This window comes from Promicromonospora kroppenstedtii DSM 19349, from assembly GCF_000515355.1.
In the GTDB taxonomy this organism is placed as follows: domain Bacteria; phylum Actinomycetota; class Actinomycetes; order Actinomycetales; family Cellulomonadaceae; genus Promicromonospora; species Promicromonospora kroppenstedtii.
On sequence record NZ_KI911744.1, the window covers coordinates 18,566 to 41,682 of the forward strand.

Consider the following 23,117-nt stretch of genomic DNA (forward strand, 5'->3'; position numbering starts at 1 on the left):
CCAGCACGTCGCCGTGCTCGCGGCCGTCGCGGGCCAGCCAGTGCACGCGCACGCCGTCGGGCGCGCCGAGCTGCCAGCCGTCCTCGGGGTGCGGCACCTCCAGGAAGACCTCGCCCACGGCGTCCGCGGGCAGGGACTCACAGATCGCGGCGATGGCGGGCACCGCGGTCTCGTCGCCGGCCAGCAGCAGCGCGTGGCTGGACGTCGGCGGCGCGAACTCGACGCCCCCGTGGATGCCGTCGTACTCGGCGTTGGGGCCCATGATGACCAGCGGGTCGCCGGCGGCCGCGTTGAGCGCCCAGCGCGACGCCGGCCCGGTGTCACCGTGCATGACGACGTCGACGTCGACCTCGCGCAGGTCCTGGCGCACCGTGCGGACCGTGTAGGTGCGCATCGGGTTGCGGTGCTCGTCGGGGAGCATGCGCCAGGCGGCGTACCAGTCGGGGTCGTCGCGGCGCAGCGCGTCCCAGCCGCCCTGGGGCGACGGGAGCAGCAGCTTGATGCGCTGGTCGCGGCCGTTGTCCGCGAACTTGTCCAGGTCCGGCCCCGTGAAGGTGAAGCGAACGAAGGACGGGCACAGGCGCGTCACGCGCGCGACCTGGACATCGAACATTCGCGAGGGCTTGACGTCGAGCCCCTCGGTCTTGGTGGTCACGACGGTGAGCCTAACCTAACTTTGCCGGGCCTGTTCCACCCCTTCCGGAACGCGGGACGGGGCGTGCGTCACACCGCCGACGGGGCTGGGCAGGCAGGAGGACACGACGGGAGGCGACGTGTCCGGGCACGAGAAGATCACCCCCTCGCCCGGAAAATTCGCCCTGCACAAACGGTGCATGTCATCGCATAGACGGGCTAACTTGGCGACGATCCGCACCGCTTCGACGTCCCCCCGGTCAGCGAATGGATCATCACCCCAGACACCCCTGCATTCGCTGGAGAACGACATCATGATCGACCATTTCGCGCTCGGCTGGGTCACACCCATCCTCTCGTTCCTGCTCTCGTGCGCCGGCTGCGCCGTCGGCCTGACCTGCACCGCCCGCGCGCGCGTCGCCCAGGGCTTCGCCAGCAAGGTGTGGCTCGGGCTCGGCGCGATCTCCATCGGCGGCACCGGCATCTGGACCATGCACTTCGTGGCCATGCTCGGGTTCTACGTGCGCGGCACCGAGACCCGGTTCGACGTACCCCTGACGTTCGCCAGCGGCCTGCTCGCCATCGTCGTCGTGGGCCTCGGCCTGTTCATCGTGCGCGCCGCCGGCGTCGGGCCGATCGCGCTGCTGGCCGGCGGCCTGGTCACCGGGCTCGGCATCGCCGCCATGCACTACCTCGGCATGCGCGCCCTGCACGTGGGCGTCGAGATCACCTACGACACGCTCACCGTCGTGCTCTCCGTGATCATCGCGGTCGTCGCGGCGACCGCGGCGCTCTGGCTCTCCGCCAAGGTGCACACCGTCGCGGCAGGCGCCATCGCCACGGTCATCATGGGCATCGCCGTATCCGGCATGCACTACACGGGCATGGCGGCGATGCGCGCGGAGGAGACGGAGGCGATCGTCCAGGTCACCTCGGGCATCGGGGTGGGCGCTCTGCTCGGACCGCTCATCATCGGCGTCACGATCAGCACGATCATGATGCTCCTGGTGGTGGGGCTCGCGCCCAGCCCCCAGGAGATGGAGGCCCAGGAGAAGTTCAAGGGCTGGCAGGGCCGGCAGGACGAGCTCCAGCGCGAGAACGCGGCGGCCCGGCGGTCCCAGCTGCTGTGACGCGGCGCCTGACGCCGGTGTGGCCCCGTTCGTTTCGGAGCGCTCCGCTCCGGCGTCAGACCCGCGTGGCCCAGAACGCGACGGCGGACGCCGCGGCGACGTTGAGCGAGTCGACGTCGCCCGCCATCGGGATGCGCACCACCAGGTCGGCGGCCTCGACCGCGCCCCTGGTCAGGCCGTCCCCCTCGGTGCCGAGCACCAGGGCGAGCTTCTCCGGCGGGCTCGCCACGAGCTCGTCGAGCGTGATCGAGTCGTCGGTCAGCGCGAGCGCCGCGACCGTGAACCCGTCCTCCTGCAGCCCGTGCAGCCCCGCGGGCCACTCCTCGACCCGGGTCCACGGCACCTGGAACACGGTGCCCATCGACACGCGCACCGACCGCCGGTAGAGCGGGTCGGAGCAGCGCGGCGAGACGAGCACGGCGTCCACGCCGAGGGCCGCGGCGCTCCGGAAGGCGGCACCCACGTTGAGAACGGTCACAATACGCGCGGGGCCGCATGAGAGGCGCGGCACCTATGTTGACGCGAGTGTGCCGGGCAGGCGGAGACTCGCCTTTCTCTGGGCTTCTAGGGCGACGGCGTCCGTGGGTATGCGCGCGCCGGCTCCACTGCGTTCGAGAAAACCTCTGCAAAAGGCTCCCTTGGTCCTGTCGATGTCGTCGCCGACGCGTATCGTCCAGCCCGGGAATGGATGTTCGTCATGGAGGCTGCGGTCACGGTGACGCTCATCGGCTTGGTGCGGGTCACCGGCGATGCCCGGGACGTCGAACGGCAGCACGAGCTGCTGGGCCCGATCTGCGCACGCGTCTTCGAGGAGAAGGTGAGCCGACGGCGCCTGATCAAGAACCGCCCACAGCTCCTGGCCGCACTGGACCATCTGCGACCAGGCGACATGCTCGTGGTCACGACGGCCAAGCATCTCGCCCAGAGCATGCTGGAGGGCCTGGACGTGCTGAACGACCTGATCGAGCAGGGAGTGGCCGTCAAGATCCTCGAAGGCATGGCGGCCGGCGATCACACGGAACGATCGCTCTTCCTGGACCAGGGCCGAGACATCGCCGAACTGCGTCGCAGGCTCCTCAGCCGGAGGATCAAGGCCGGTCTGCAAGCGGCACGCGAACGCGGTGATGTTGGCGGCCGACCGACAGTGGTCAACGACGACAGGCACGCCGGAATCCTGTCGCTTCGCAAGCAGGGCGAGCCGATCCGCGCCATCGCGCGATCTATCGGTGTCTCGGTCGGCACGGTGCACAACGTCCTCGCCACGGAATGCAGACAGGGCGAGCCCTCTCGTGTCGACGACGCAGCCCTGTCGGCCGGCGCGGGATAGCTAGGTCGCCGCCGACGTCGCCGAGCACGCCGAACCGAGGCACTATCGCGTTGCGCGAGAGCCCGGCCAGGTTATTGCGACGACGATCATGCGCGCGGCAATCGCCGCGCGCATGTCACCGGCCGCGAAGCGGGCCCGCACGCGATCGGGGTGCCAGAGAGGTAGCAATCGAGCCCGCCCACAGCCTGGCCCCGACGACGAACATCCCTACACCTACGCCGCCTGAGCCCGGCACGGCATGATCACCACGGGAGGTCCACGCCCTCCCAGAGCGTGAAGGTGCCGCTCGGTCCGTCCGGCCCGAGCCGGGCGACGCGCACCACCTCGCGGCAAGCGTCCTCGACCGACTCCGTGCCCTGGAACTTGACCAGGGCGGTGTTCGCGAACCCCGGCGAGACGAGGTTGACCTTGATGTCGGTCGACTCCAGCTCGATCATCATGGACAGCGTCACGGCGTTGAGCGCGGACTTGGACGCCGAATAGACCGGCTCGAAGGTCTTGTGGAACGGGAAGGCCGGATCGGCCATCGTCGTGAGCGAGCCCTGAGCGCTCGTCACGTTCACGATCCGCGCGTCCGCCGACTCGCGCAGCAACGGCAGCATGGCCTGGTACACCGCCAGGACGCCGAGCACGTTCACCTCCCAGACCGCCCGCACCTCGTCGAGGGAGACGACGCTCGGCTGTGCGAGCGCGCGCAGATCCTCCATGTCCTGGACGTCGGTGCGGACGGTGGAGATGGCGGCGTTGTTGACGAGCAGGTCGAGCCGGCCAGCCTCCTGCCGGATCTGGTCGGCGGCGCGCTTGATCGAGGCGGCGTCGGTCACGTCGAGCTGGAGCGCGACGGCGCCGTCGCCGATCTCGGCGGCCGCCTTCTCCCCACGGCCGAGGTCGCGGGAACCGACGAACACGGTGACCCCGTCGGAGACCAACTCCTTCGCGACCTGCTTGCCCATGCCCTGGTTGGCTCCGGTGACGAGTGCGATGCGATGCGTGGGCACGAGGCCTCTCCTTTGTCTTATGCGGCTTGTCAGATGACGACTCTGCGTGACCTCGCGGCAGCCGGGAAGACCCGCTCGAACGTGGTACCGCCAAGACCACCCGACGAGCGCGACGGCATACTGGGATCATGCCGACAGGGATCAGGACGGACTTCGGGGCGTACCTGCGGGACCGGCGAGCCATGGTGACGGCCCCCGGGCAGCCGGCCGAAAGGCGGGCGTCACGACGACGCGTGCCCGGCCTGCGCCGGCAGGAGCTCGCCGAGGCCGCCGGCATCTCGGTCGAGTACTACATCCGCCTCGAACAGGGACGGGCGCCGCGCCCGTCGCGGGAGGTGCTCACCGCGCTGGCCCGGGCCACCGGCCTCACGACGGCCGAGCGAGACCACCTGTTCCGCCTCGCCGGCGAGCTGCCGCCCGAGCCGTCGGCCCCCGACAGCATGGTCCGACCCGGGCTCCTCCGCCTCCTGGACGGCCTCGACGACACCGTCCCCGTGACCGTCCACGACGGCAAGCTGGACGTCATCGCGCGCAACGCCGCCGCGACCGAGCTGCTCGGACCGATCACTGGCACGGGCCGGTACCGGCGCAACATCGTGCAGCACGGCTTCACAGCCGCCGCACATCGCGCGCTCGGGGCCGAGGGAGCCCACCGGTACGCCCGGTGGGCCACCGCCGAGCTCCGTTCGGCGATCGGCCGGTACCCCGACGACGACCACCTCCGGTCCCTCGTCCAAGAGCTCGGGGCGAACAGCGCGACCTTCCGGGACCACTGGTCGCAGGGCGAGGTCTCCCTCGGGCGGTCCGGCGAGAAGCACGTGCACCACCCGACCCGAGGCTGGCTGGCTTTCCAGAGCGAGATGCTGCACGACGCCGAGCGCGACCACTGGGTAGTGATCTACGCGCCGATCGTGTAAGCCGGAACATGTCGCGGTCAGACTGTCGACAGCGCCTTGCACGCCTTGACGAATTCCGGTGGGCGGCGCCGGCCTGTCAGTCCGTCGTACCGCCCGCGGCTTGCTGGGAAGACGCGGCCAGTATGCCGCGGGGTGTCGCTTCACCGGCCAGATAGCTGTCGAGGGTCTGCCGGCGTTGTGCCAGGCGCTGCTCCTGCCGGGCAAGTTCCTCACGAACCTCGCGGACCCGCGTGAGAAGTGCTGAGCAGTCCGCTTCCGCGTGTGTGTGTCCCGCCAGCGGAAGGCTGTCGCGGATGACCTGGGAGGACAGGCCCGCGCTGAACAGGTCTTGGATGAAGGCGACTTGCTCTACCGCGTCCGGCTCGTACTCCCGGTAGGTGTTGGCCCTCCGGCGGCTTCGCAGCAAGCCCTGTTGCTCGTAGTAGCGCAGGGAGCGACTGCTTACACCCGTGGCCGCGCTGAGTTCCCCGATCCGCACCGCGCTTCTCCGAACATCTCTGATGTTGACCTTGACACTGGTGTCACAGTTTAGCGTTCGGGACATGGCGACCGCACCGCGGACAAGGGGCCAGACCGCGGTCGTGGCCGGCGCCCACTTACCTTCTTCGAGAAACAGGAACAGCATGCCCGAGCCAATCATGACGACAGCCCACGAGTCGGGCGGCCTGCGCGGTCGCCGCGTTCTTGTCACCGGCGGCAGCAAAGGAGTTGGGCGCGCAGTCGCGTCCCGGCTCGCAGCCGCCGGCGCGACGGTCGTCGCGGCAGCCAGAAAAGATCCCGGGAACCTGCCGCCCGCAGTGCATTTCGTCTCAGCCGACCTCAGTACAGCAGACGGCTGCGCCGAGCTTGCTACCGCCGCAACCGATCTGCTCGGCGGGATCGACGTACTGATCAACAACGTCGGTGCCGGTACCCCACCACCTGACGGGCTGCTGTCGGCATCGGACGACATCTGGGAGCGGACGATCCAGCTGAACCTGCTGGCTTCGGTCCGCCTGGACCGCGCGGTGATCCCCGAGATGATCGCACGAGGCAGCGGCGCGATCATCCACGTCACGTCGGTGGGCGCCTACTTCCCGGTCGGCCCCGACGCCCCCTATGAGGCGGCGAAGGCGGCGCTGTCGACCTACAGCAAAGCACTGGCCAATGAGTTCTCCGGGCGCGGTGTCCGCGTCAACAGGATCTCCCCCGGGCTGATCGCCAATGACTCGGTCTCCGCGCTGCTCGCACGATCTACGCACGGCGCCCCCGACGATCCCGGTGCGCAGATTCTCGAAGAATGGGTCCGCGGCATCCCGCTGGGACGCCCAGGGCAACCTGCCGAGGTCGCCGACCTCATCTCTTTCCTGGTCTCCGACCAAGCCGCCTGGATCACCGGGTCGGATTTCCGTATCGACGGCGGCTCATTTCAGGCTGTGTGACCGATGGCACCATGCTCGTCATCTGCCACGCCCGGCCTGCCTGAGACAGCAGCACCCAGCGGCTGCCATGTCACGGCCGTCACTCGCGGAATACTTCCGCCAGGTGGCAGGCGTGCTGCCACTCGCCTACCTCACTCGGTAGCGGATGATGCTCGCCCAGTCGGCACTGCGCAACTGCGCGACCCAGGTCACGTGCTCGCCGCGCGGCTGAGCTACGGGTCCGGGGGCCGGGATGTCCGCGCTGAGCTACTCGCGCCTGCTCAGCTCAGCGGTCCGGACGATCTGGGCGACGTCACCGGCCATCGGAGCATTCGCGACGTGCCTTTTTGCCAAGATCGCCGTCCGCGGGCTGCTCGGGGAGTTCATATCGACCGAGCTGGACGGGCCGTCGTGGTAGCGGGACGGGGTGATGGTCCACGGCCTGGAGAGCCTACTGGCCACGGTGAGCTGAACTCGTAGCTTCAGATGCCCGCCTGACCAGGCGCACGGACGCGGCTGACCAGGTCAGAGACCTGGTCAGCCGCGTCCGATCTCCGACTCAGTCGCCGGTCTGGCGGCCCTCGACTGGTTCGCCAACGAGGTAAGCACCGATGGTCGTCTCGTGGACCGAACCCTGCGGGTTCGACGCCTCGACGTCGAGCGAGATCTGCTCGGTGCCTGGCGGCGCCGCGATGGTGACCACGAAGGTGCCGTTGCCCTTCGGCCTGGCCTCGGCGCGGCGCCAGGTCGCGCCGTCGTCGGCCGACCAGCGGATCCGGGCCGACGTCGCTGCCGGGCCGTCCCCGCCGTCGGGCACGCTCGCGTTGACGGTGAGCTTGGTCCTACGCGGCGCCGTCCCGTCCAGGGCGAGCCCCTCGACGTCGTAGTCGACGTCGAGCAGCGGGAGCAGGGAATCGACCTCGCCCGCGGGGCCGGCGGTGAACTCCCAGGCGCCGGTCACCCGCGGGCCGGTGGGCCAGCCGTCGTCCCGGGTGCCCGAGTACTCGAGGCGGAACGGCGTCGGCTCCTGCGGCATGGGGACGAACATCTGCACGTCCTGGGTGTCGGTGACCAGCCTCCCGTCCTGCCACAGTCGAAGTTGGTGGTCAGCGCCCCACAGGCTGTTCGAGTGCTCGTCTCCGTCGGTCCAGCCGGAGACAGTGACCAGGAGGTCTTCCACGATGTCCCTGACCTGCGCGGTGCTGGAGTGGACGGCGCCGCCGTAGACGGTCGCGGACCGGCTACCCGCCGCGTAGGAGCCCAGCCTGGACTCGTACCCGCCGTAGTCGACGATGTCACCATCGTCCGTCTCGGCGAAGTAGCCCACGTCCTTGACCCACTCGATATCTCCCGCGAGCACGTACTCGGTCCGGGTCGTGCTCGGGGCGACCACTCTGCCGAGCCCGAAGCTGGCGTTGAACCCTGGCAGGTTCGCGGACCAGGACGTCGATACCGAGGCGCCCTCCGGCGCATGAGCGTAGCCGGTGGTGATGGTCGCCAGCTCTTCACCGCGTACCTCGAACGCGACGTCGGTGACCGCGAGCTGCTGGAAGGCAAGATCGTAGGTGTAGGCGGGTTCGTTCCCCGATTCGACGGGCTCCTGCAGCGCAAAGAGGTTCATCAGCCTGACCTCGCCGGTCGTGGCCGGTCCCGTGCCGACGAAGTACAGCTTCGTGTCGCCGGACACCGAGAAGTCGCGGGGGTAGATGCTGCTGTATCCGTGCTCGTCGTGCATCAGGTAACTGAAAGCGGTCCGGACCGCCTCCGCCGGTTTCGGCGTGCTGGCCGACGCCGGCATCCCACCCTCGGCACTCAGGGTGACGGTGGTGTCCTCCGTGACCCGGACGTCGGGGTCTGCGACACCGGTGACGGCGTCGAACCGCCACGCGTCGTAGTCGCCCTCGCTCAGCGCGCCGGTGACGCCGTAGGTCCCCGTGGGGACTCGCACCGTGATCTCGCCGTCGAAGAAGTCGAGGGACTCGCCGTACCGCGTACGGTCGTCAAGATTCATCAGGGCGAGCGAGGACCAGCCGGCCAGGGGCTCGCCGTCCCGGCCGACCGTCCGGATCGTCAGGTCGAACCGCTCGAGCAGCTTCTCGTATCCGAGCGCGGTGCGTACCGTCTCGCCGTCGGACGCCCCGCCGACGACCGTCGCGGTGACCGCCCCGGAATACCGGCCCAGCGCCCCGACCGAGGTGTCGAGGGTGACGTCCACCGAGGCAGTGCCGCCTGCCGGGACGGTCAGCGACTCGGTGCCGAGGGTGGCCGCGCCGTCCACCGGCGCGCCGTCCGGCCCCCGGAAGTCCATGGCGAGGGCAAGCTCGATGTCTTGGCCGGACGGGTTGGTGTAGGTCAGCGACTTGGTGACCGACTCGTCGCTGCCTCTCTCCACCGCTCCGAAGGACAGCGAGGCCGGCTGCGCGGTGACTGGGAGGTCGAGCGCGCCGGGGATCCAGACCCGGCCCGCACCCTCGTCCCAGACCGTCGTGCCTGTCGGCGCCGGCTGGGCCGAGCCCATCAGGTGTGCCTTGAGTTCTTCGGCGCCCCACTCGGGGTGCGCGCTCTTCAGCACGGCGGCCGCCCCGGCCACGTGCGGAGCCGCCATCGAGGTGCCGTGCTCCGAGGTGTACCACTCGTCGATTGCCGAACCCATGTTCGTGCCGGCGGCCCGTGCCGCGACGACGCCCACGCCGGGCGCGGTCACGTCCGGCTTGATCGCGCCGTCGCCCACCCGCGGGCCCCTGCTGGAGAAAACTGCCGTCGCGTCGTTCTCATCGACCGCGCCGACGCTGAGGGCGGCGTCCGCGGTACCGGGAGACCTGACTGAGCCGTGGTCGTGGTAGTTGCCCGCAGCGGCGACGAACAGCGTGTCGTACTGCGCGGTCAGCTCGTTCACGGCGGTGGCGACCGGGTCGGTGCCGTCGGTCACGCCGACGCTGAGGCTCATGTTGACGATGTCCGCGCCTTCTGCGGCGGCCCACTCCATGCCGGCGATGACGGTGGACTCGAAGTCGACGCCGCTGCCCCCGCCCAGAACACGTCCGGCCAGCAGTTCCGCGCCTGGCGCGACGCCGCGGTTCACACCACCGGACGCCTCGCCCGAACCGGCCACGATCGACGCAACGTGAGTTCCGTGCCCGGAGGGGTCTGTGACGTCACCGGACCCGGTGAAGTCCCGGCTGGCGACGATCGACTGGTCGAGGTCGGGGTGGGTCGGGTCGACGCCTGAGTCCAGCACGGCGACCGTGACGCCCTCGCCGGTGTACCCGGCGTCCCAGGCGGGCGGAGCGCCGATCTGCGGCATCGAGTCGGCGTCCGTCGGTTCCACCGGCTCGTCCAGGTACACGTGCGCGATGTCGTCGGCTGCCCTCTCGACGGAGGCCGGGAGGCGGTCCGCGGCGGCGCGAGCCATGGCGCGTGCGCCCGCCCCCTCGCCAGGGTGGACCGCGCGCAGGGCGTCCAGCAGGTCACCCGCTTCGCCCGTGTCGAGCAGGGCGGAGACGGCGTCGATGGACTCCAGCCTGCGTTCCGGCTCCACGCCGAGCACGCCCCAGTCCGGCTGGGTCCCCGGTGTCGTCGGCTCCGTGGACCGCGCCTGTGCGGACGCGCCCCCGGCACTCGCCAGGATCACCGGGACGTCGGTCTGGTGCTCCTCGTCGTCCTGGATGTCGGCGAGCTTCACGACGTCGAACAGGTCGCGGTCCAGGACGTCCGGCACCAGCGGAGCCACGTCGGCCGGTATGACGTAGAGCGCGTCGTCGGCTGCCTGCTGCTTGACGACCATGTTCTCGCGGCCCGGTCCGTGCAGGACCGTCGCCGTGGGGCGCCCGTCCGAGGACGTGGACACGATCACCCGGTCGCCGGTCAGGAGGGTGACGGTCCGGGCCGGCGAAGCGGTCTCGTGGCCCCGGGCCGACGACGTCTCGTCAGCCGTCGACGTCGCCGTGGGCGATGCCGCGCTCGCCGCGACGTACCCGCCGAGGGCGGTGGTCGCGCTCAGCACCACCGCGACCGCCATCGATGCTCTTGATCTGCTGTGCATGTCTCGTTCCTTGTCTCACTGGGGCGTTGCCGGGCCGTGCGGGGGTGAGGTGCGGTGGAGCGTGGGGATGCGCGAGGTCAGGGCAGCGGGAGCTCCTTGCCAGCGAGCAAGATCTCTCCGGCGCGCACCTTGGCCTCCATCTCGTCGACGTTCCACAGGGCGCTCAACGCAGCGAGGTCCTCGGACGTGTGGCCGGAGTCGATGTAGGCCTGATTCGCGGCTATCTCCTCCGTCGACGGCTTGGGCGTGGTGTGCGCGCCGGGCTCGAATGGCAGCTGCTCGCCGTCGAGGATCATCTGGCCGGCGCGGGACTTGGTCTCGGTCTCGTCGAGCGACCACAGAGCCTGCAGCTCGACCAGGTCCTCACCGCTGTACTCGGCACCCCAGAAGGCCTCGTACTGCGCCTGGGTGTAGCCCGCGGGCATGTCGGACCAGTCGACGCCTGCGGCGTGCACGGCGGTGCCGACCGCCTGGCCGAAGGCCGAGGCCGGGTTGGCCGCCGCGACGAAGCCCGCGCTGCCGACGCACAGGGTCGTGGCCGCCACACCGATGGCGGTGAGGCGGAAGGTCTTGGAGCGGGAGGTGCTGGGGGTGCTGGTCACTTGGGTCTCCAGGAGAGTCGGATGGGCTTGCCCCCTTAAGACGCCGCTCGCCGCAGAGATGTGGAGTCCGGGCAGCCACCACTTTCGCGATCGGGGAGATGACCTCACCAGCCTGTGATCGGGAGGTCCTGGATAGGCCTTGGCCGCCCATCAAGGATCGATGCCACAGCCAGACAGGCCCGAAAGAGACAAGGGAGCGGAAAGATGACCGACCTGACAGGAAAAGTCGCCGTGGTGACCGGTTCGGCACGCGGGATCGGTAGGGCGATCGCGCTGCGGTACGCCTCGATGGGCGCGAGCGTAGTGATCAACTACTCCACGGACGAGGACAACGCACGCCGCACGCTCGGCGAGGTCGAGGACGCCGGAGGCCGAGGGATCGTCGTCCAGGCCGACGCGTCGTCGCTGACCGACCTGGACCGGCTGTTCGCGGCCGCGATCAACACGTTCGGCAGCCTCGACATCGTCGTCGCCAACGCAGGGCGTGAGGTGATCGGCCAGCCTGCGATCGAGGTCACCGAGGAGGAGTTCGACCGCGTGTTCGCCGTCAATTCCAAGGGTGCGGTCTTCACCCTGATCAAGGCAGCCAAGCTGATCTCCGACGGCGGCCGGCTGATCTACGTGGGGTCGAGCACCACCCTCAGCCCCTACCCCGGAATGGGGCTGTACTCATCGTCCAAGACGGCTGCGGCCAACCTCGTGAGGATCCTCGCGCTGGAGCTCGGCCCGCGGGACATCACCGTGAACACCATCCTGCCCACCGCGACCGCCGGCGCCGGTGTGTTCACCGACGTCGTCGAAGGGGACGAGTTCCACCAGATGAACGCCCAGCTGCGCCCGATCGGCGGACGCGGCGGCACCCCCGAGGACACCGCCGACGCCGCCGAGTACCTCGCCGGCAACCTGGCAGGCTGGGTCAGCGGCCAGGCCCTCGTCGTCACGGGCGGCGCGGTCCAGTGACCACCGCGGACCCTGCCCTGAGCGACACCGCCGAGAGCCACGGCATCCCGCGTCCTCGGACCGGCCCCGTGCTCAGCCCCGCAACCGGGTCGTGGCGAGGCCACCATCGACGTCGACCGGCCGCACCGGCACCCCGGCAGGCGTAGGTCAGCGTGAGACAGCAGCGCCCGGCCCGGCCTGATCCGGTCAGGAGTTCAGCGCCGCCGTGGGTGGGGTCCTGGCGGCGCGGACCGCCGGGTACAGCCCTGCGACCGCCCCGATCACGAGCGTCGCGCCTACCCCGGCGACGACCGCGACCGGTGGGAGTGCGAACGGCCAGCCGTTGACGCCGGCCAGCACCGCTGTCGCGGCGGCGCCGAAGACGCCGCCGAACACCCCGCCCAGCGCCGACAGCAGGAGCGCCTCGGCCAGGAACTGGGCCAGCACGTGCCCCCGGGTGGCCCCGAGCGAACGGCGCAGGCCGATCTCGCGTCGCCGTTCCAGCACCGAGATGATCATCGTGTTGGCCACGCCGATGCCGCCTACCAGCAGCGCGATCGAGCCGAGCCCGAGCAGCAGGCCTGTGAACGCCTGGTTCGCCGCTGTCCGCGCGGCCAGTGCGTCCGATGGGCGGGACACCTCGACCTCGTCGGGTGCCTCGGGGGCGATGGTCGGTGCGAGCAGCTCGCGGACCTGTTCCACGGCGTCGTCCTCCGACCGCTCGTAGACCATGGTGGGGCTGCCGTCGAAGCCGAACAGGTCGCCGGCGACCTCGTGTCCCACGAGCGCGGCGGAGTCGAGCTCGGGTGCCAGAGCTACCGGCCGCAGGATGCCGACCACGGTGAAGTAGGTGCCGCCCAGCCAGACCTGGGTACCCGGCGCCACGACGCCCAGCCGCTGGGCGGCCGTGCTGCCGAGCACGACGGTCTGGAAGGTGGCCGTGGCCGGGTTCAGCCACACGCCGGAACTCACCTCGCCCGAGACCACGCCGAGCAGATTCTGGTCGGCGACCATCGTCGTGATCCCGCCGGTCGCGGCCGGGTCCGACAGCGAGCTGCGGTAGACCGGCTCGGCCAGGGTCGCCGTGCTGCTCGCACTCACGACCCCCTCCACCCGCCTGACCTTGCTCACCGTGTCCGGCGGCAAGGCGGTCTGCTCACCGGTGAGGCTCGTGCCGGCCTTGGCCGTGAGCAGGTTGGTGCCGAGCGCGGCGAGCTGGTCGTTCAGCCTGGCCTGGCTGGACGACGAGACACCGACGACGGCGATCATCGCGGCGATGCCGATCGCGATCCCCAGCGCTGACAGCACGGCCCGCGTGGGCCGGGCCCGCAGACCTGTGGTGCCCAGCCGCAACACGTCCCGCCCGAGCAGGCGGGACCGGGTGGGCACCGGGCGTGTGCCGGACGGTGCGGCCGGGAGACGAGCCGACGTCGTCGTGCTCATGCCTCCGCCCCCGGGGCACGCGTGTCGCTCACCATGCGCCCGTCGCGCAGAGCGATCCGGCGGGGAAGCCGCGCGGCGAGGTCCACGTCGTGGGTGATCACGACGACGGTCGTGCCCTGGTCGTTGAGGTCGTGGAGCAGCTCGACGATCGCGGCCCCCGACGCGCTGTCCAGGTTCCCGGTGGGTTCGTCAGCCAGGAGCAGAGGCGGGTCGCCCACCACCGCACGGGCGATCGCCACGCGCTGGCGCTCGCCGCCGGAGAGCTCGTTGGGCCGGTGGTCGAGCCGGTGGCCCAGTCCCACACGCTCCAGCGCGGCGACGGCCCGACGGCGCCGCTCCGCCCGAGGGACGCCTACGTACAGCAGCCCGTCGGCGACGTTGTCCAGGGCGCTGACGCCCTCGGCGAGGTGGAACTGCTGGAACACGAACCCGATCCGATGGGCGCGCAGCGCCGAGAGCGACCGGTCGTCGAGCTCGGCCACGTCGAGGCCGTCGATGCGGGCCACGCCGGCGGTGGGTCGGTCGAGCGTGCCGATGAGGTTGAGCAGCGTCGACTTGCCCGACCCGCTCGGGCCGACGATCGCGACCAGCTCACCGGGCAGGATCTGCAAGGTCACGCCGGCGCAGGCCAGCACGGGTGGATCGCCGTAGCTGCGCTGAACGTCGTCGAGCGCGACGATCGGATTCAGAGGTGGGGCGGTCATCAGTACCGTCATCGCTGCGGCACCACCACTCGCTGACCGGCGGCCACGTCGTCGCCGGAGATCTCGACCCGGCCGCCGGCGAACAGGCCGGTGTCCACGGGCACCTGGCGGGTGCCGCCGTCGGCGTCAACCACCTCCACGCCGAACTGCTGCGGCGTGATGGCGATCAGTGCGCCGATCGGCACCGAGAGCACGTCCTCGCGTCGTGCACTGGGGATGTCGACGGTCACCGAGGCCTCCTGGAAGGCGGAGGCGGCCTGGGGGTCGTCCAGCGCGACCACGACGGGGATGACGGTCTGCGGCTGCCCGTTCCCGTCCTCCGTCTCGGTCGGGGTGCCGACCGACGTGATGTGCCCGGTGGTCTCCTCGCCACCGGGGAGCCGCACCGTCACCTCGGTGCCGAGCACGGCGAGCTGCTGGTCGGCAAGCCGCATGTTCACGTTCACGACCTGTTCGGTGCCGGTCGCTTCGAACAGCTCGGCCCCGGGTGCGGTCTGGTCGCCGACGGAGGCGGTGAGCGTGCCGATCCGCAGGGCGCCGTCGGCGAACTGCACCGATCCGAGCGTGAGCTCGCCCGTGCGTGTCTGGTCGTTCTCCTCCTGCCAGTCCATGATCGCCTCGGTGGTGTCCCACGTGAACGTGGCGTCAGGCTGCTCGTCGAGATGGCCCAGCGCACGCAGGTTCCGCTCGAGCTGACGCACGTCGGGTCCGTCGCTCATGCCGCTCTCGTAGTCGCGCCACGCGGGCAGACCGCCCCTCAGCAGAAATACCGACACGTTGTCCACGCCGTACAGTCGTTCGCCCGGGCTCACCACTGTGCCGGCCTTCGGCAGACCGGTCACTACTCCGGCACGGGCCGACTGGATCGCGCGCGGGTCGGAGAACCGCAACGTTCCTGCGGCGGTGGTGCTGCCCTCCAGGTCGCCCAGTACCACCTCGTCAGTGTCGCCCTGGAACACCTGCGCGGTGTTGACCTGCCGCTGGGCCGAGCTCGCGAAGGCATGTACTCCCGCCGCCGCGCCACCGGCCGCCGCCACGCCGACGACGATCCAGGCAACGGTGCGCGCGTGACGTCGACGGCGCGGACGCTCGCCGCCGGACGGCGCGTCTCGGGTGAGCTTGTCGACCTCCGCCATCAGTTGCTCACCCCGGTGGAACCGCGGACGCCCTGCGGCGCACACGTCTCGAACACGTCACCCGCCACGTCCGCAGGAATGGCGAGCTCCTCGCCGGGGCCCGGGTCCGGCACGTCCACGCCGTTCTCGCGGAAGCACGCCGCGATCTCCAGCCATTCGGCGCGCTGCTCCTCGTCCGACACACCAGGACCGCCACCCGGGGCGGCGGGCGGCAGGCCGAGCTCGTCCTGGCAGGCCTGAGCGGCCTCCATGAACCCGTCGCCCGCAGGCGCCTGGATCGAGCCGTTCTCGTCGGGATCGGGCATGTCGACGCCCTTGTCGCGCATGCACGACGCGAAGTCGAGCTGGTACTCGTCGAACGACCGGTCGGAGGCCGGGCTGTCGGAGCTGCTGCTCGAGCCGTCGTCCTGACCGGACGCGTCGGCATCACCGCGGCCGCATCCGGTCAGCGCGGTCAGCAGCAGGGGGATCGCCAGCGCGGCGACGATCAGCCGGGTGGGACGGTGCGTACGCATCGAGTTCTCCTCGGGTCGTGCCACGGGAGGTCCGTGGACACCGAGCAGTCCAGCAGCGCACCCGTTGTCAGGAAGTTCAGAGAAACCTTGATCTTTTCCCAACATCGCGTGTGGTTGTCTGGGGCCTGTTGTGTCCCCGTCGACGGAGGTTGCTCGTGCGTGTGTTGATCGTCGAGGACGAGCCCTACCTCGCCGACGCCATCCGGGTGGGCCTGCGCCGCGAGACCATCGCCGCCGACGTGGCCCACGACGGCGGCGCAGCGCTCGCCGCGGTGGAGCAGCACACGTACGACGTGGTGGTGCTCGACCGTGACCTGCCCGGCATCCACGGTGACGAGGTCTGCCGACAGCTCGCCGAGCACCATCCCGGCGTGCGCGTTCTGATGCTCACGGCCGCCCGCACCATCGGTGACCGCGTCTCCGGGTTCGAGCTGGGTGCCGACGACTACCTGCTCAAGCCGTTCGAATTCCCCGAGCTCGTGGTGCGGTTGCGGGCGCTGGAGCGGCGCAGCCAGCCGGCCAGGCCCCCGGTGGTCGAAGGGCACGGGGTGCGGCTGGACGTGTTCCGCCGCGAGGTCTACCGGGACGGCCGGCTGGTGCGGCTGAGCCCCAAGGAGTTCGCCGTGCTGCAGATGCTGATGAACGCCGACGGCGGGGTGCTCAGCGCCGAGACGCTGCTGGAGCGCGCGTGGGACGCCAACGCCGACCCGTTCACCAACACCATTCGTGTCACGGTCTCGAACCTCCGCCGCCGTCTGGGCGAGCCACGGGTCGTACAAACCGTCCCCGGTGCCGGCTACCGGTTCGGTGCCTGAGATGGCGGCCCCGGACTTCTCGGACCGCGGCACGACTGCCCTGGCCCCGCCCCCCGTCGCCGGACGTCGCCGTCGGCTGACGATCCGGGCCCGCCTCACCCTGAGCTACGCCGCCCTGACGACCGGCTGCGGCACCGTGCTCATCACGATCGTGTACTTCTACATGCGGTACGTGCCCAACTACCAGATCATCGAGACACAAGCTCTGGGCCCGGGCGATGCCGAACCCTCCGGGACCTCGGGCTCGACCGGTCTCACGCCGGTGAGCCCTTCCGGGCCCACCGACTACGGGGTAGCCATCCAGATCAGGACCGTCGCCGACTTCCTCGACACCCTGTTGGTCGCGTCGGTCGTCGCGCTCGTGCTGCTGGCCGTGGTCGGCGGAGCCGTGGGCTGGATCGTGGCCGGGCGGATCATCAGACCGCTCGCCGTCATCAACGCAGCCGCCGCCCGCGCCTCGGCCGGCGCCCTCGACCACCGCATCGACCTGGACGGCCCCGACGACGAGATCCGCGGCCTTGCCGATACGTTCGACCGCATGCTGGCCTCGCTGGACCGCTCGTTCACCGCGCACCGCCGGTTCGCCGCCAATGCGTCCCACGAGCTGCGCACGCCGCTCGCGACCACCAAGACCATGATCGACGTGACCTTGGCCGACCCGGACGCAGAACGCGCCGAGCTACGCCGGCTCGCGGAGCGCATCGGCGAGGTCAATCAGGCCAGCATCGAGACCATCGACGCGCTCCTGGACCTCGCCGACGCCGACTCGGGCACCCCGACACGCGAACTGGTCGATCTCGCCGGCCTGGTGGAGAGCGTCGTCGCGGAGTTCTTCGACGAGGCGGCAGCGGCCGACGTAGAGCTCACGGCCGGGTACGCCCCGTGCACCGTGCGGGGCGACCCCGTGCTGCTGCGGCAGGCCGCGACCAACCTCGTGCGCAACTCGATCCGGCACAACCTGCCCGGCGGGCACGCCGCCGTGCACGTCCTGACCCATGGTGCACGGGCACGCGTTACCGTCACCAACTCCGGCCCGCGAGTCGCCGCAGCCGCCGTGGAGTCCCTCACCGAGCCGTTCGTCCGCGGCGCCGGGCGCTCGACGACCCGGGGTTCCGGGCACGGGCTGGGTCTGGCCATCGTGGCGGCCGTGGCCACCGCGCACCACGGGACTCTCGCTCTGCACCCTCGTCCCGAGGGAGGGCTGCGGGTGCACCTCGACCTGCCGGCGGCGTCCTCGCTCGGTCCTATTCCGGGGTGAACGCCTCGTTGAGCGCGCTGGCGAAGTTGCCGCCCACCTCGGTACCCCCACCGAAGGTGTAGATGACATCACCGACGGTGGCGGCGCCGAGGCCGTGCCGCGGAGTGGGCAGGTTCCCCGCGTCGGTCCACTCATCGGCTTCCGGGTCGTACCGCCAGACGTCGTCGTAGACCTGTGGGTCCGGGTTGTGCTGCTCGCCACCGAAGACGTAGATCGAACCGTCGTGCACGGCTGCGGCCACCCCACCGCGCGCCTCGGGGAGCGGAGCGACCGTCTCCCACTCGTCGGTGGCCGGGTCGTACGCCTCGACCGTCGCGACGTTCTCCTGGACAGCGGAACCGTCCTCTGCGAGCGAGAACTCCCTGCCCCCGATCACATAGATTCGATCGTCCAAGACGGCCGACGCCGCGCTGTTCCGCAGGGTCGGAGCCGGAGCAAGCCGCGTCCACGCGCCAGTGGCGGGGTCGAACATCTCGTTCCTGTCACTGTCGACGTGGGTCGTGAACGTCGTGGCGTGAGGTGTCTCACGGACCCGACCGCCGATCACGAACACCTGGTCACGCACGCTCTCGATCACGAACTCGGCACGCGGTTCCGGCAGGTCGACGCCGGTGGACCAGGTGTCGTCCTCCGGTGAGTAGACGAACGTGTCCGGCTCTGCCCGCCACCGAGGAAAACCACCGCTGAACCCACCGACGGCGTACAGCGAACCGTTCGCTTCGGCAAGGCCGATGTGATGCCTGGCCTGCGGCATCGTCGCCAGCTGGTGCCAGGCGTCGGCGACGGGGTCGTAGGCGTCAAAGTGTGCGGACACACCGGTGTTGGGGTTGAGCAGTCCCCCGGCGACGTAGATCTGGTCGTCGACGACCTCGGGGTAGAGCTCCTGCCGTTCGAGCGCCATGGGCGCGCGCTTCTTCCAGTCCGCCTGGCTGGAGGACACTTCGGACGACGAGGCCGGCGCAACGGTGCACGCCGTGGTCAGCATCGTGCCGACGGCGAGCGTGGCAACGGCCGCGCGGGTTCTGCGAGCGAGTATCTGTCTGGTCACGGTGGATCCTCCGTCTGTTCGTCGGGAACCCCACGTTCCAGGACCTTGGCAGCGCGAACCAGGGGATGCCATCCCCTGTGACGGCGGCCCCGCTCACCTGATACTTGGGACATGAGAGCCACCGGGTACGCCGAGCTGGGCGCATTCCTCCGCTCGCGCCGCGAACGGATCCGGCCCGAGGACGTCGGGCTGGTTCCCGGTCCGCGACGCCGGGTGCCCGGCCTGCGGCGCGACGAGGTCGCCCTGCTGGCGGGCGCCTCCGTGGACTACTACAACGAGCTCGAACGCGGTGCGGGCTCCCAGCCGTCCGAACAGATGCTCGCCGCGCTCGGCCGGGCGCTGCGGTTGACGGACGACGAGTGGCGTCACCTCTTCCATCTGGCCGAGCGGCCCGTGCCCCCCGCGGGCGGTGCGACGTCGCACGTGCAACCCGGGATGCTGGACCTGCTCGGCCGCCTGGCCTCGACGCCCGCGAAGGTGATCACCGACCTGCACGTGACGCTCGTCCAGAATCCGCTCGCCGTCGCGCTCGTGGGCGATCACTCCCACTTCACCGGCAGGCACGCCAGCTTCGCCTACCGCTGGTTCATGGCCCCGGCGTCTCGGGCCATCTATCCCGAGGCCGACCACGACTCTCAGTCACAGGCCTTCGTCGCCGACCTGCGCGCGGGGGCTGCCCGCCGGGGCAGCAAGGACACCGAGGCACGGTCCATGATCGCCGAGCTGCAGGACGGCTCCGCAGAGTTCGCCGAGCTGTGGGCCAGGCACGACGTGGCATTTCGGCGCCGTGACCGCAAGCGCATCAACCATCCCCAGCTCGGCCTTCTCGACGTCAACTGCCTCAACCTGTTCAGCGAGGACGGCCGACAACGACTGCTCTGGTTCACCCCCACACCCGGTACCGACACCGGCGAGCGGCTTGAGCTGCTCGCCGTGATCGGAACGCAGTCGCTCGACGCCCCGTCCGTGGCGCAGACAGTCCACGAGTAGGGCGATCATTCGGGTTGTGCAGTCGTTGCCGCCTGGCGTAACGGTGGGTCCCCCTATCGGTCCGCTCGACCGCGTGCGGCGAGAGCGGGTGCAGCGGCTGGGGCATTGCGTGAGCGCGCGCCGAACTGCCCGGAGATGATCACACCCCGACGGCGGGTGAAGAACCGGCCGGCGCCCGCTGTGATCGTGTTGACCCGGCCTGAGACCACGCTGGGCTGGCGGTTTCCGCGGTCGAGGGAGCGCAGACCGGTCTCGACCACCTGCTCGGGTGTCTGGTAGCTGCCGTTGTAGGCGCCGCTGGCAAGGTCGTCGAAGAACTCGGTGCGGGTCAGCCCGGGGGCGAGGGAGAGCACGCGCAGGCCGCTGGACCGTGACTCGTACCAGAGTGCCTCGGTGAAGCTCAGCACGAACGCCTTGCAGGCCGCGTAGACGGCCATGTCCGGCGCGGGCATGTAAGCGGCCATGCTGGCGACGTTGACCAGGATCCCTCGGCCCTCCCGCCGGAGCGGCTCGATGAAGGCGCGCGAGATGTCGACGAGGTTCGCGACGTCGACGGCGATCTCGTCCTGTAGCCGGTCCGGGTCCTCCTCGTGGAACGGCCCGTCGGTGCCGAAGCCCGCGCAGTTCACAAGGCCGGTCACGGTGAGGCCGCGAGTTGCGGCCTCGTTCGCGAGGGCCTGGCCGGCTCCCCGCCCGCTGAGGTCGAGGGCGATCGGGGTGGCCCGCACGCCGTGGTCGCGTTCCAGCTCGCTCGCGAGCTCCTGGAGGCGGTCGAGGCGGCGGGCGACCAGGATCACGTCGGAGCCGCGCTTCGCGAGGGCCCGTGCGAAGGCGGCGCCGATCCCGGAGCTGGCGCCGGTCACGATGGTGGTCTGCGATGTGAAGTCGACGGAAGTCATGCTGCACTGTAGGCAGTTCGTTGCACCGAATGCAAGGGATGTACCGAGGGTAGGATTAGCCCATGGATCCACAGCCTGCTGCCCCGACGTTGCGTGAACGCACACGGAGGGCCGTCCATGCCGAGATCACCAGCACGGCTCTGCGCCTGTTCGTGGAGCAGGGCTACGAAGCGACGACCGTCGACCAGATCGCGGCTGCCGCCGGGATCTCGCGACGGTCGTTCTTCCACTACTTCGCAAGCAAGGAAGACGTCGTGATGGGCGACCTCGAGGCGCTCGGGGTGCGTGTGCGCGAGACCCTTGAGGCCCGCCCCACGACGGAGACAGCATGGGAAGCGCTCCGCGAGACGTTCATCGGCCTGCAGGAGCAGGCCACCGACGCCGCGACCCCGTTGCAGATCGCGGACATGTACGCCGAGGCCCCATCGCTGCGCGCCCGACACCTCGAGAAACACCTGCGCTGGCAGGAGCTGCTCGCCCCGGACATCGAACGGCGTCTGGGCGTCGAGCCCGGCGCGACAGCCGACCCACGAGCCCGTGCCGTCATCGCCGCGGCGCTCGCCTGCCTGGACGTCGCCGTCGAGGCATGGCGCCAGTCAGGCGGCACCAGCGATCCCGTGGACCTGTTCGACCAGGCTGTGGCCGCACTCCGAGCCTGACCCCTCTGGCGAAGCTGCGGCTCTTGCAGGCGCCCCCGGACAGCTATTGATGGAGTCCGTGGGGCCCGAGCACAGCCAGTAGCTGCAGCTTGTCGTAGGTCTCCGTGCCGGGGACCGCGGTGTAGACGAGCAGGCTGTGCGACTGGTCGGGGTCGACCAGTGACTGGCATGCCAGCTCCAGGGTGCCGACCTCGGGGTGCACGAGACGCTTGACGTCCTTGGGTCGGATGCCGACCTCGTGCTTGTCCCACGTCGTTCGGAACTCCTCGCTCTCAGCAAGAAGCAGGTCTACGAGCTGCGCGGCTCGGGAACCGGACCCGCGGAGCGTGACGATCTGACGCAGGCTGGAAGCGTACATGCGGGTGAGGTAGGGGTGGTCCTCGGGTGCGTAGCGCTGCCGTGTGTCCGGATCGGTGAACCATCGGTAGCCGAGGCTGCGAGCCGGCCCGTTGTAGACCGTCAGGTCGCCGGTGAGCGCCACACCCATCGGGCTCTGGCGGAGGGTCTCACCGAGCTCGGTGACGATCTCCGCGGGCGTGTCGACCAAACGATCGAGGATGCGCAGCAGCCCAGGGCTGATGTGCCCGCTGGCAGGTCCGCGCGGCGGTGGGCTCTGCCCGGCCAGCCGGAACAGATGATCCCGTTCATCGAGCGAGAGATGCAGCCCCTGCGCGATGGAGGCGAGCATCTGCTCGGACGGCTGGGGGCCGCGCTCCCGCTCGATCTTTGCGTAGTAGTCGGTCGACATGTTGCACAACAGCGCCACCTCCTCCCGGCGCAGCCCCCTGGTCCTGCGACGTACACCCCGTACCAGGCCGACATCTTCCGGCTGCAAGGCCGCCCGCCTACGACTGAGGAACTCGGCCAGTCCGGCCCGATCGATCGTCATGCGTTTGTCCTCCGTCGCCACCGTCCGCGCTGATACCCCGGTTCTACCGTTCAAGCGCGCGGCGAACCACGGATCGTTGATACCCCCCAGCGGCAGCCCTCGGCACGAGACACCCGCGGGTCAGTCGGGCAATGTCGGCAAGACGACCGAGGAGCGGGACAGTTCCCGGATGATCTCGTCGGCATACTGGGCCGCGGGCCGCGGATCGGGCGCTCGGAGCATGTCCAACGCCATCTGCAGCACCGTCATGCAGGTGCGCGCCGTGATCTGTACCCACAGCTCACCGGTGTCCGCGCCCGTCCGGTCGGCGATCGCCTGCTCCAGCAGGGCAGTCTCCTGGTACCAGCTGTCCCAGACGCGAGCACGCGCGGCGGGAACCGAGTCGATCATCCGGCGCACCCGTGAGATGTGCAGAGCGTCGTCGTCCGCCTTCTGCAGCCGGGCGTGGAGCGCCTGTCCGAGCGCGACCGCAAGTGATTCCGGCGCCGGCCGCTCCCGCAGGTCATCGGCCAGACGCCCGTACTCGGGGATCAGCTGCGAGACCAGGGTGCTGTCCTTGGTCGGGTAGTACCGGTACAGAGTGGTCGGCGCGACCTCCGCGGCCTCCGCGATCTGTTCCATCGTGGTGGCGTCATAGCCCTGCCGCTCGAACAGCTCAAGTGCCACCGACAAGATCGCAGCACGCGTGCGGTGCGCCTTCAGTTCTCTCAACCCCATGCCACTTGACACTACCCGAAAAAGGCGTGCAGTATTATTTAGTAGTTACTACCAAT

Annotated in this window: 23 protein-coding genes and 1 pseudogene; 10 read left to right on the plus strand and 14 right to left on the minus strand. The window is 70.1% G+C overall.

What is annotated here, in order from left to right; all coding sequences use genetic code 11:
- A partial coding sequence (locus tag PROKR_RS24260; protein ID WP_084800653.1) for a siderophore-interacting protein occupies positions 1-655 on the minus strand: 655 nt, incomplete at its 3' end.
- A gap of 292 nt (positions 656-947) precedes the next feature.
- On the opposite strand from PROKR_RS24260, the gene PROKR_RS24265 reads away from it, so the two are divergent.
- Complete coding sequence (locus PROKR_RS24265) at positions 948-1,763, plus strand: MHYT domain-containing protein (protein WP_036968794.1); 816 nt, start codon at positions 948-950, stop codon at positions 1,761-1,763.
- Between the two features lie 55 nt (positions 1,764-1,818).
- On the opposite strand, the pseudogene PROKR_RS24270 reads toward PROKR_RS24265, so the two are convergent.
- Positions 1,819-2,244 (minus strand): annotated as a pseudogene (locus PROKR_RS24270) (TrmH family RNA methyltransferase); the annotation flags it as partial.
- A 216-nt stretch (positions 2,245-2,460) separates the two neighbouring features.
- Here PROKR_RS24270 and PROKR_RS24275 point away from each other — a divergent pair.
- On the plus strand, positions 2,461-3,090 hold the full coding sequence (locus PROKR_RS24275) for a recombinase family protein (RefSeq protein ID WP_245605955.1): 630 nt from the start codon (positions 2,461-2,463) through the stop codon (positions 3,088-3,090).
- A 242-nt stretch (positions 3,091-3,332) separates the two neighbouring features.
- Here PROKR_RS24275 and PROKR_RS24280 read toward each other — a convergent pair whose 3' ends face one another.
- On the minus strand, positions 3,333-4,088 hold the full coding sequence (locus PROKR_RS24280) for an SDR family NAD(P)-dependent oxidoreductase (protein ID WP_036968797.1): 756 nt from the start codon (positions 4,086-4,088) through the stop codon (positions 3,333-3,335).
- A gap of 128 nt (positions 4,089-4,216) precedes the next feature.
- On the opposite strand from PROKR_RS24280, the gene PROKR_RS24285 reads away from it, so the two are divergent.
- Entirely contained in the window at positions 4,217-5,005 is a 789-nt protein-coding gene (locus PROKR_RS24285; protein WP_036968800.1) for a helix-turn-helix domain-containing protein, read from the plus strand.
- 76 nt (positions 5,006-5,081) lie between these two features.
- Here PROKR_RS24285 and PROKR_RS24290 read toward each other — a convergent pair whose 3' ends face one another.
- On the minus strand, positions 5,082-5,630 hold the full coding sequence (locus tag PROKR_RS24290) for a MerR family transcriptional regulator (protein WP_245605956.1): 549 nt from the start codon (positions 5,628-5,630) through the stop codon (positions 5,082-5,084).
- Between PROKR_RS24290 and PROKR_RS24295 the strand changes: the two genes are divergently transcribed.
- Positions 5,629-6,426: an SDR family oxidoreductase gene (locus PROKR_RS24295; RefSeq protein WP_036968804.1), complete on the plus strand. Its 798-nt coding sequence runs from the start codon at positions 5,629-5,631 to the stop codon at positions 6,424-6,426. The genes PROKR_RS24290 and PROKR_RS24295 overlap by 2 nt on opposite strands.
- A 232-nt stretch (positions 6,427-6,658) precedes the next feature.
- Positions 6,659-6,823 carry a hypothetical protein gene (locus PROKR_RS33060; RefSeq protein WP_157602625.1) on the plus strand — a complete coding sequence of 55 codons (165 nt, stop codon included), beginning with the start codon at positions 6,659-6,661 and terminating at the stop codon, positions 6,821-6,823.
- A gap of 141 nt (positions 6,824-6,964) precedes the next feature.
- On the opposite strand, the gene PROKR_RS24300 is transcribed toward PROKR_RS33060, so the two are convergent.
- Together PROKR_RS24300 and PROKR_RS24305 are read right to left on the minus strand one after the other, a co-directional pair.
- Positions 6,965-10,447 (minus strand): S8 family peptidase, encoded by a 3,483-nt coding sequence (locus tag PROKR_RS24300; RefSeq protein ID WP_084800654.1) that lies wholly within the window; start codon positions 10,445-10,447, stop codon positions 6,965-6,967.
- Positions 10,448-10,524: 77 nt separating this feature from the next.
- On the minus strand, positions 10,525-11,049 hold the full coding sequence (locus PROKR_RS24305) for a hypothetical protein (protein ID WP_036968810.1): 525 nt from the start codon (positions 11,047-11,049) through the stop codon (positions 10,525-10,527).
- Between the two features lie 204 nt (positions 11,050-11,253).
- Here PROKR_RS24305 and PROKR_RS24310 point away from each other — a divergent pair, with 204 nt between their 5' ends.
- Positions 11,254-12,009 carry an SDR family oxidoreductase gene (locus tag PROKR_RS24310; RefSeq protein ID WP_036968814.1) on the plus strand — a complete coding sequence of 252 codons (756 nt, stop codon included), beginning with the start codon at positions 11,254-11,256 and terminating at the stop codon, positions 12,007-12,009.
- A gap of 186 nt (positions 12,010-12,195) precedes the next feature.
- Here the strand turns inward: PROKR_RS24310 and PROKR_RS24315 are convergent, their stop codons facing one another.
- Genes PROKR_RS24315 through PROKR_RS31005 form a run of 4 tightly spaced genes read right to left on the minus strand, consistent with a single transcriptional unit; the run spans position 12,196 to position 15,786 of the window.
- Positions 12,196-13,431: an ABC transporter permease gene (locus PROKR_RS24315; protein ID WP_051433313.1), complete on the minus strand. Its 1,236-nt coding sequence runs from the start codon at positions 13,429-13,431 to the stop codon at positions 12,196-12,198.
- The gene (locus tag PROKR_RS24320; RefSeq protein ID WP_281171756.1) at positions 13,428-14,135 is read right to left on the minus strand and encodes an ABC transporter ATP-binding protein; all 708 of its coding nucleotides are present in this window, start codon (positions 14,133-14,135) and stop codon (positions 13,428-13,430) included. Before PROKR_RS24320 ends, PROKR_RS24315 begins: the two co-directional genes overlap by 4 nt.
- A gap of 8 nt (positions 14,136-14,143) precedes the next feature.
- Positions 14,144-15,271 (minus strand): peptidoglycan-binding protein, encoded by a 1,128-nt coding sequence (locus PROKR_RS24325; RefSeq protein WP_084800655.1) that lies wholly within the window; start codon positions 15,269-15,271, stop codon positions 14,144-14,146.
- A complete protein-coding gene (locus tag PROKR_RS31005; protein ID WP_051433314.1) occupies positions 15,271-15,786 on the minus strand; it encodes a hypothetical protein in 516 nt (171 codons plus the stop codon). Before PROKR_RS31005 ends, PROKR_RS24325 begins: the two co-directional genes overlap by 1 nt.
- 155 nt (positions 15,787-15,941) lie before the next feature.
- On the opposite strand from PROKR_RS31005, the gene PROKR_RS24335 reads away from it, so the two are divergent.
- Both PROKR_RS24335 and PROKR_RS24340 read left to right on the plus strand, forming a co-directional pair.
- Positions 15,942-16,601: a response regulator transcription factor gene (locus tag PROKR_RS24335; RefSeq protein WP_036968817.1), complete on the plus strand. Its 660-nt coding sequence runs from the start codon at positions 15,942-15,944 to the stop codon at positions 16,599-16,601.
- Between the two features lies 1 nt (position 16,602).
- A complete protein-coding gene (locus PROKR_RS24340) occupies positions 16,603-17,859 on the plus strand; it encodes a sensor histidine kinase (RefSeq protein ID WP_084800656.1) in 1,257 nt (418 codons plus the stop codon).
- Here the strand turns inward: PROKR_RS24340 and PROKR_RS24345 are convergent.
- Complete coding sequence (locus tag PROKR_RS24345) at positions 17,846-18,907, minus strand: Kelch repeat-containing protein (RefSeq protein WP_211240226.1); 1,062 nt, start codon at positions 18,905-18,907, stop codon at positions 17,846-17,848. The genes PROKR_RS24340 and PROKR_RS24345 overlap by 14 nt on opposite strands.
- Before the next feature lie 111 nt (positions 18,908-19,018).
- Between PROKR_RS24345 and PROKR_RS24350 the strand changes: the two genes are divergently transcribed.
- Positions 19,019-19,897 carry a helix-turn-helix transcriptional regulator gene (locus PROKR_RS24350; protein ID WP_036968819.1) on the plus strand — a complete coding sequence of 293 codons (879 nt, stop codon included), beginning with the start codon at positions 19,019-19,021 and terminating at the stop codon, positions 19,895-19,897.
- Positions 19,898-19,950: 53 nt separating this feature from the next.
- Here PROKR_RS24350 and PROKR_RS24355 read toward each other — a convergent pair whose 3' ends face one another.
- On the minus strand, positions 19,951-20,796 hold the full coding sequence (locus tag PROKR_RS24355; protein ID WP_051433316.1) for an SDR family NAD(P)-dependent oxidoreductase: 846 nt from the start codon (positions 20,794-20,796) through the stop codon (positions 19,951-19,953).
- Between the two features lie 62 nt (positions 20,797-20,858).
- Between PROKR_RS24355 and PROKR_RS24360 the strand changes: the two genes are divergently transcribed.
- Entirely contained in the window at positions 20,859-21,455 is a 597-nt protein-coding gene (locus PROKR_RS24360; protein ID WP_036968822.1) for a TetR/AcrR family transcriptional regulator, read from the plus strand.
- A gap of 43 nt (positions 21,456-21,498) precedes the next feature.
- Here the strand turns inward: PROKR_RS24360 and PROKR_RS24365 are convergent, their stop codons facing one another.
- Positions 21,499-22,344 (minus strand): helix-turn-helix transcriptional regulator, encoded by an 846-nt coding sequence (locus tag PROKR_RS24365; RefSeq protein ID WP_036968825.1) that lies wholly within the window; start codon positions 22,342-22,344, stop codon positions 21,499-21,501.
- A 120-nt stretch (positions 22,345-22,464) separates the two neighbouring features.
- A complete protein-coding gene (locus tag PROKR_RS24370) occupies positions 22,465-23,073 on the minus strand; it encodes a TetR/AcrR family transcriptional regulator (protein ID WP_211240227.1) in 609 nt (202 codons plus the stop codon).
- Positions 23,074-23,117: the final 44 nt, after the last annotated feature.

What these genes read in the sequence shown, in the direction of transcription:
- PROKR_RS24275 (WP_245605955.1), top strand. Translation starts at nt 2,461, where the DNA reads ATGGAGGCTGCGGTCACGGTGACGCTCATCGGCTTGGTGCGGGTCACC.
- PROKR_RS24285 (WP_036968800.1), top strand. Translation starts at nt 4,217, where the DNA reads ATGCCGACAGGGATCAGGACGGACTTCGGGGCGTACCTGCGGGACCGG.
- PROKR_RS24265 (WP_036968794.1), top strand. Translation starts at nt 948, where the DNA reads ATGATCGACCATTTCGCGCTCGGCTGGGTCACACCCATCCTCTCGTTC.
- PROKR_RS24350 (WP_036968819.1), top strand. Translation starts at nt 19,019, where the DNA reads ATGAGAGCCACCGGGTACGCCGAGCTGGGCGCATTCCTCCGCTCGCGC.
- PROKR_RS33060 (WP_157602625.1), top strand. Translation starts at nt 6,659, where the DNA reads ATGTCCGCGCTGAGCTACTCGCGCCTGCTCAGCTCAGCGGTCCGGACG.
- PROKR_RS24325 (WP_084800655.1), bottom strand. Translation starts at nt 15,271, where the DNA reads ATGGCGGAGGTCGACAAGCTCACCCGAGACGCGCCGTCCGGCGGCGAG.
- PROKR_RS24295 (WP_036968804.1), top strand. Translation starts at nt 5,629, where the DNA reads ATGCCCGAGCCAATCATGACGACAGCCCACGAGTCGGGCGGCCTGCGC.
- PROKR_RS24320 (WP_281171756.1), bottom strand. Translation starts at nt 14,135, where the DNA reads ATGACCGCCCCACCTCTGAATCCGATCGTCGCGCTCGACGACGTTCAG.
- PROKR_RS24310 (WP_036968814.1), top strand. Translation starts at nt 11,254, where the DNA reads ATGACCGACCTGACAGGAAAAGTCGCCGTGGTGACCGGTTCGGCACGC.
- PROKR_RS31005 (WP_051433314.1), bottom strand. Translation starts at nt 15,786, where the DNA reads ATGCGTACGCACCGTCCCACCCGGCTGATCGTCGCCGCGCTGGCGATC.
- PROKR_RS24365 (WP_036968825.1), bottom strand. Translation starts at nt 22,344, where the DNA reads ATGACGATCGATCGGGCCGGACTGGCCGAGTTCCTCAGTCGTAGGCGG.
- PROKR_RS24355 (WP_051433316.1), bottom strand. Translation starts at nt 20,796, where the DNA reads ATGACTTCCGTCGACTTCACATCGCAGACCACCATCGTGACCGGCGCC.
- PROKR_RS24340 (WP_084800656.1), top strand. Translation starts at nt 16,603, where the DNA reads ATGGCGGCCCCGGACTTCTCGGACCGCGGCACGACTGCCCTGGCCCCG.
- PROKR_RS24300 (WP_084800654.1), bottom strand. Translation starts at nt 10,447, where the DNA reads ATGCACAGCAGATCAAGAGCATCGATGGCGGTCGCGGTGGTGCTGAGC.
- PROKR_RS24360 (WP_036968822.1), top strand. Translation starts at nt 20,859, where the DNA reads ATGGATCCACAGCCTGCTGCCCCGACGTTGCGTGAACGCACACGGAGG.
- PROKR_RS24315 (WP_051433313.1), bottom strand. Translation starts at nt 13,431, where the DNA reads ATGAGCACGACGACGTCGGCTCGTCTCCCGGCCGCACCGTCCGGCACA.
- PROKR_RS24290 (WP_245605956.1), bottom strand. Translation starts at nt 5,630, where the DNA reads ATGCTGTTCCTGTTTCTCGAAGAAGGTAAGTGGGCGCCGGCCACGACC.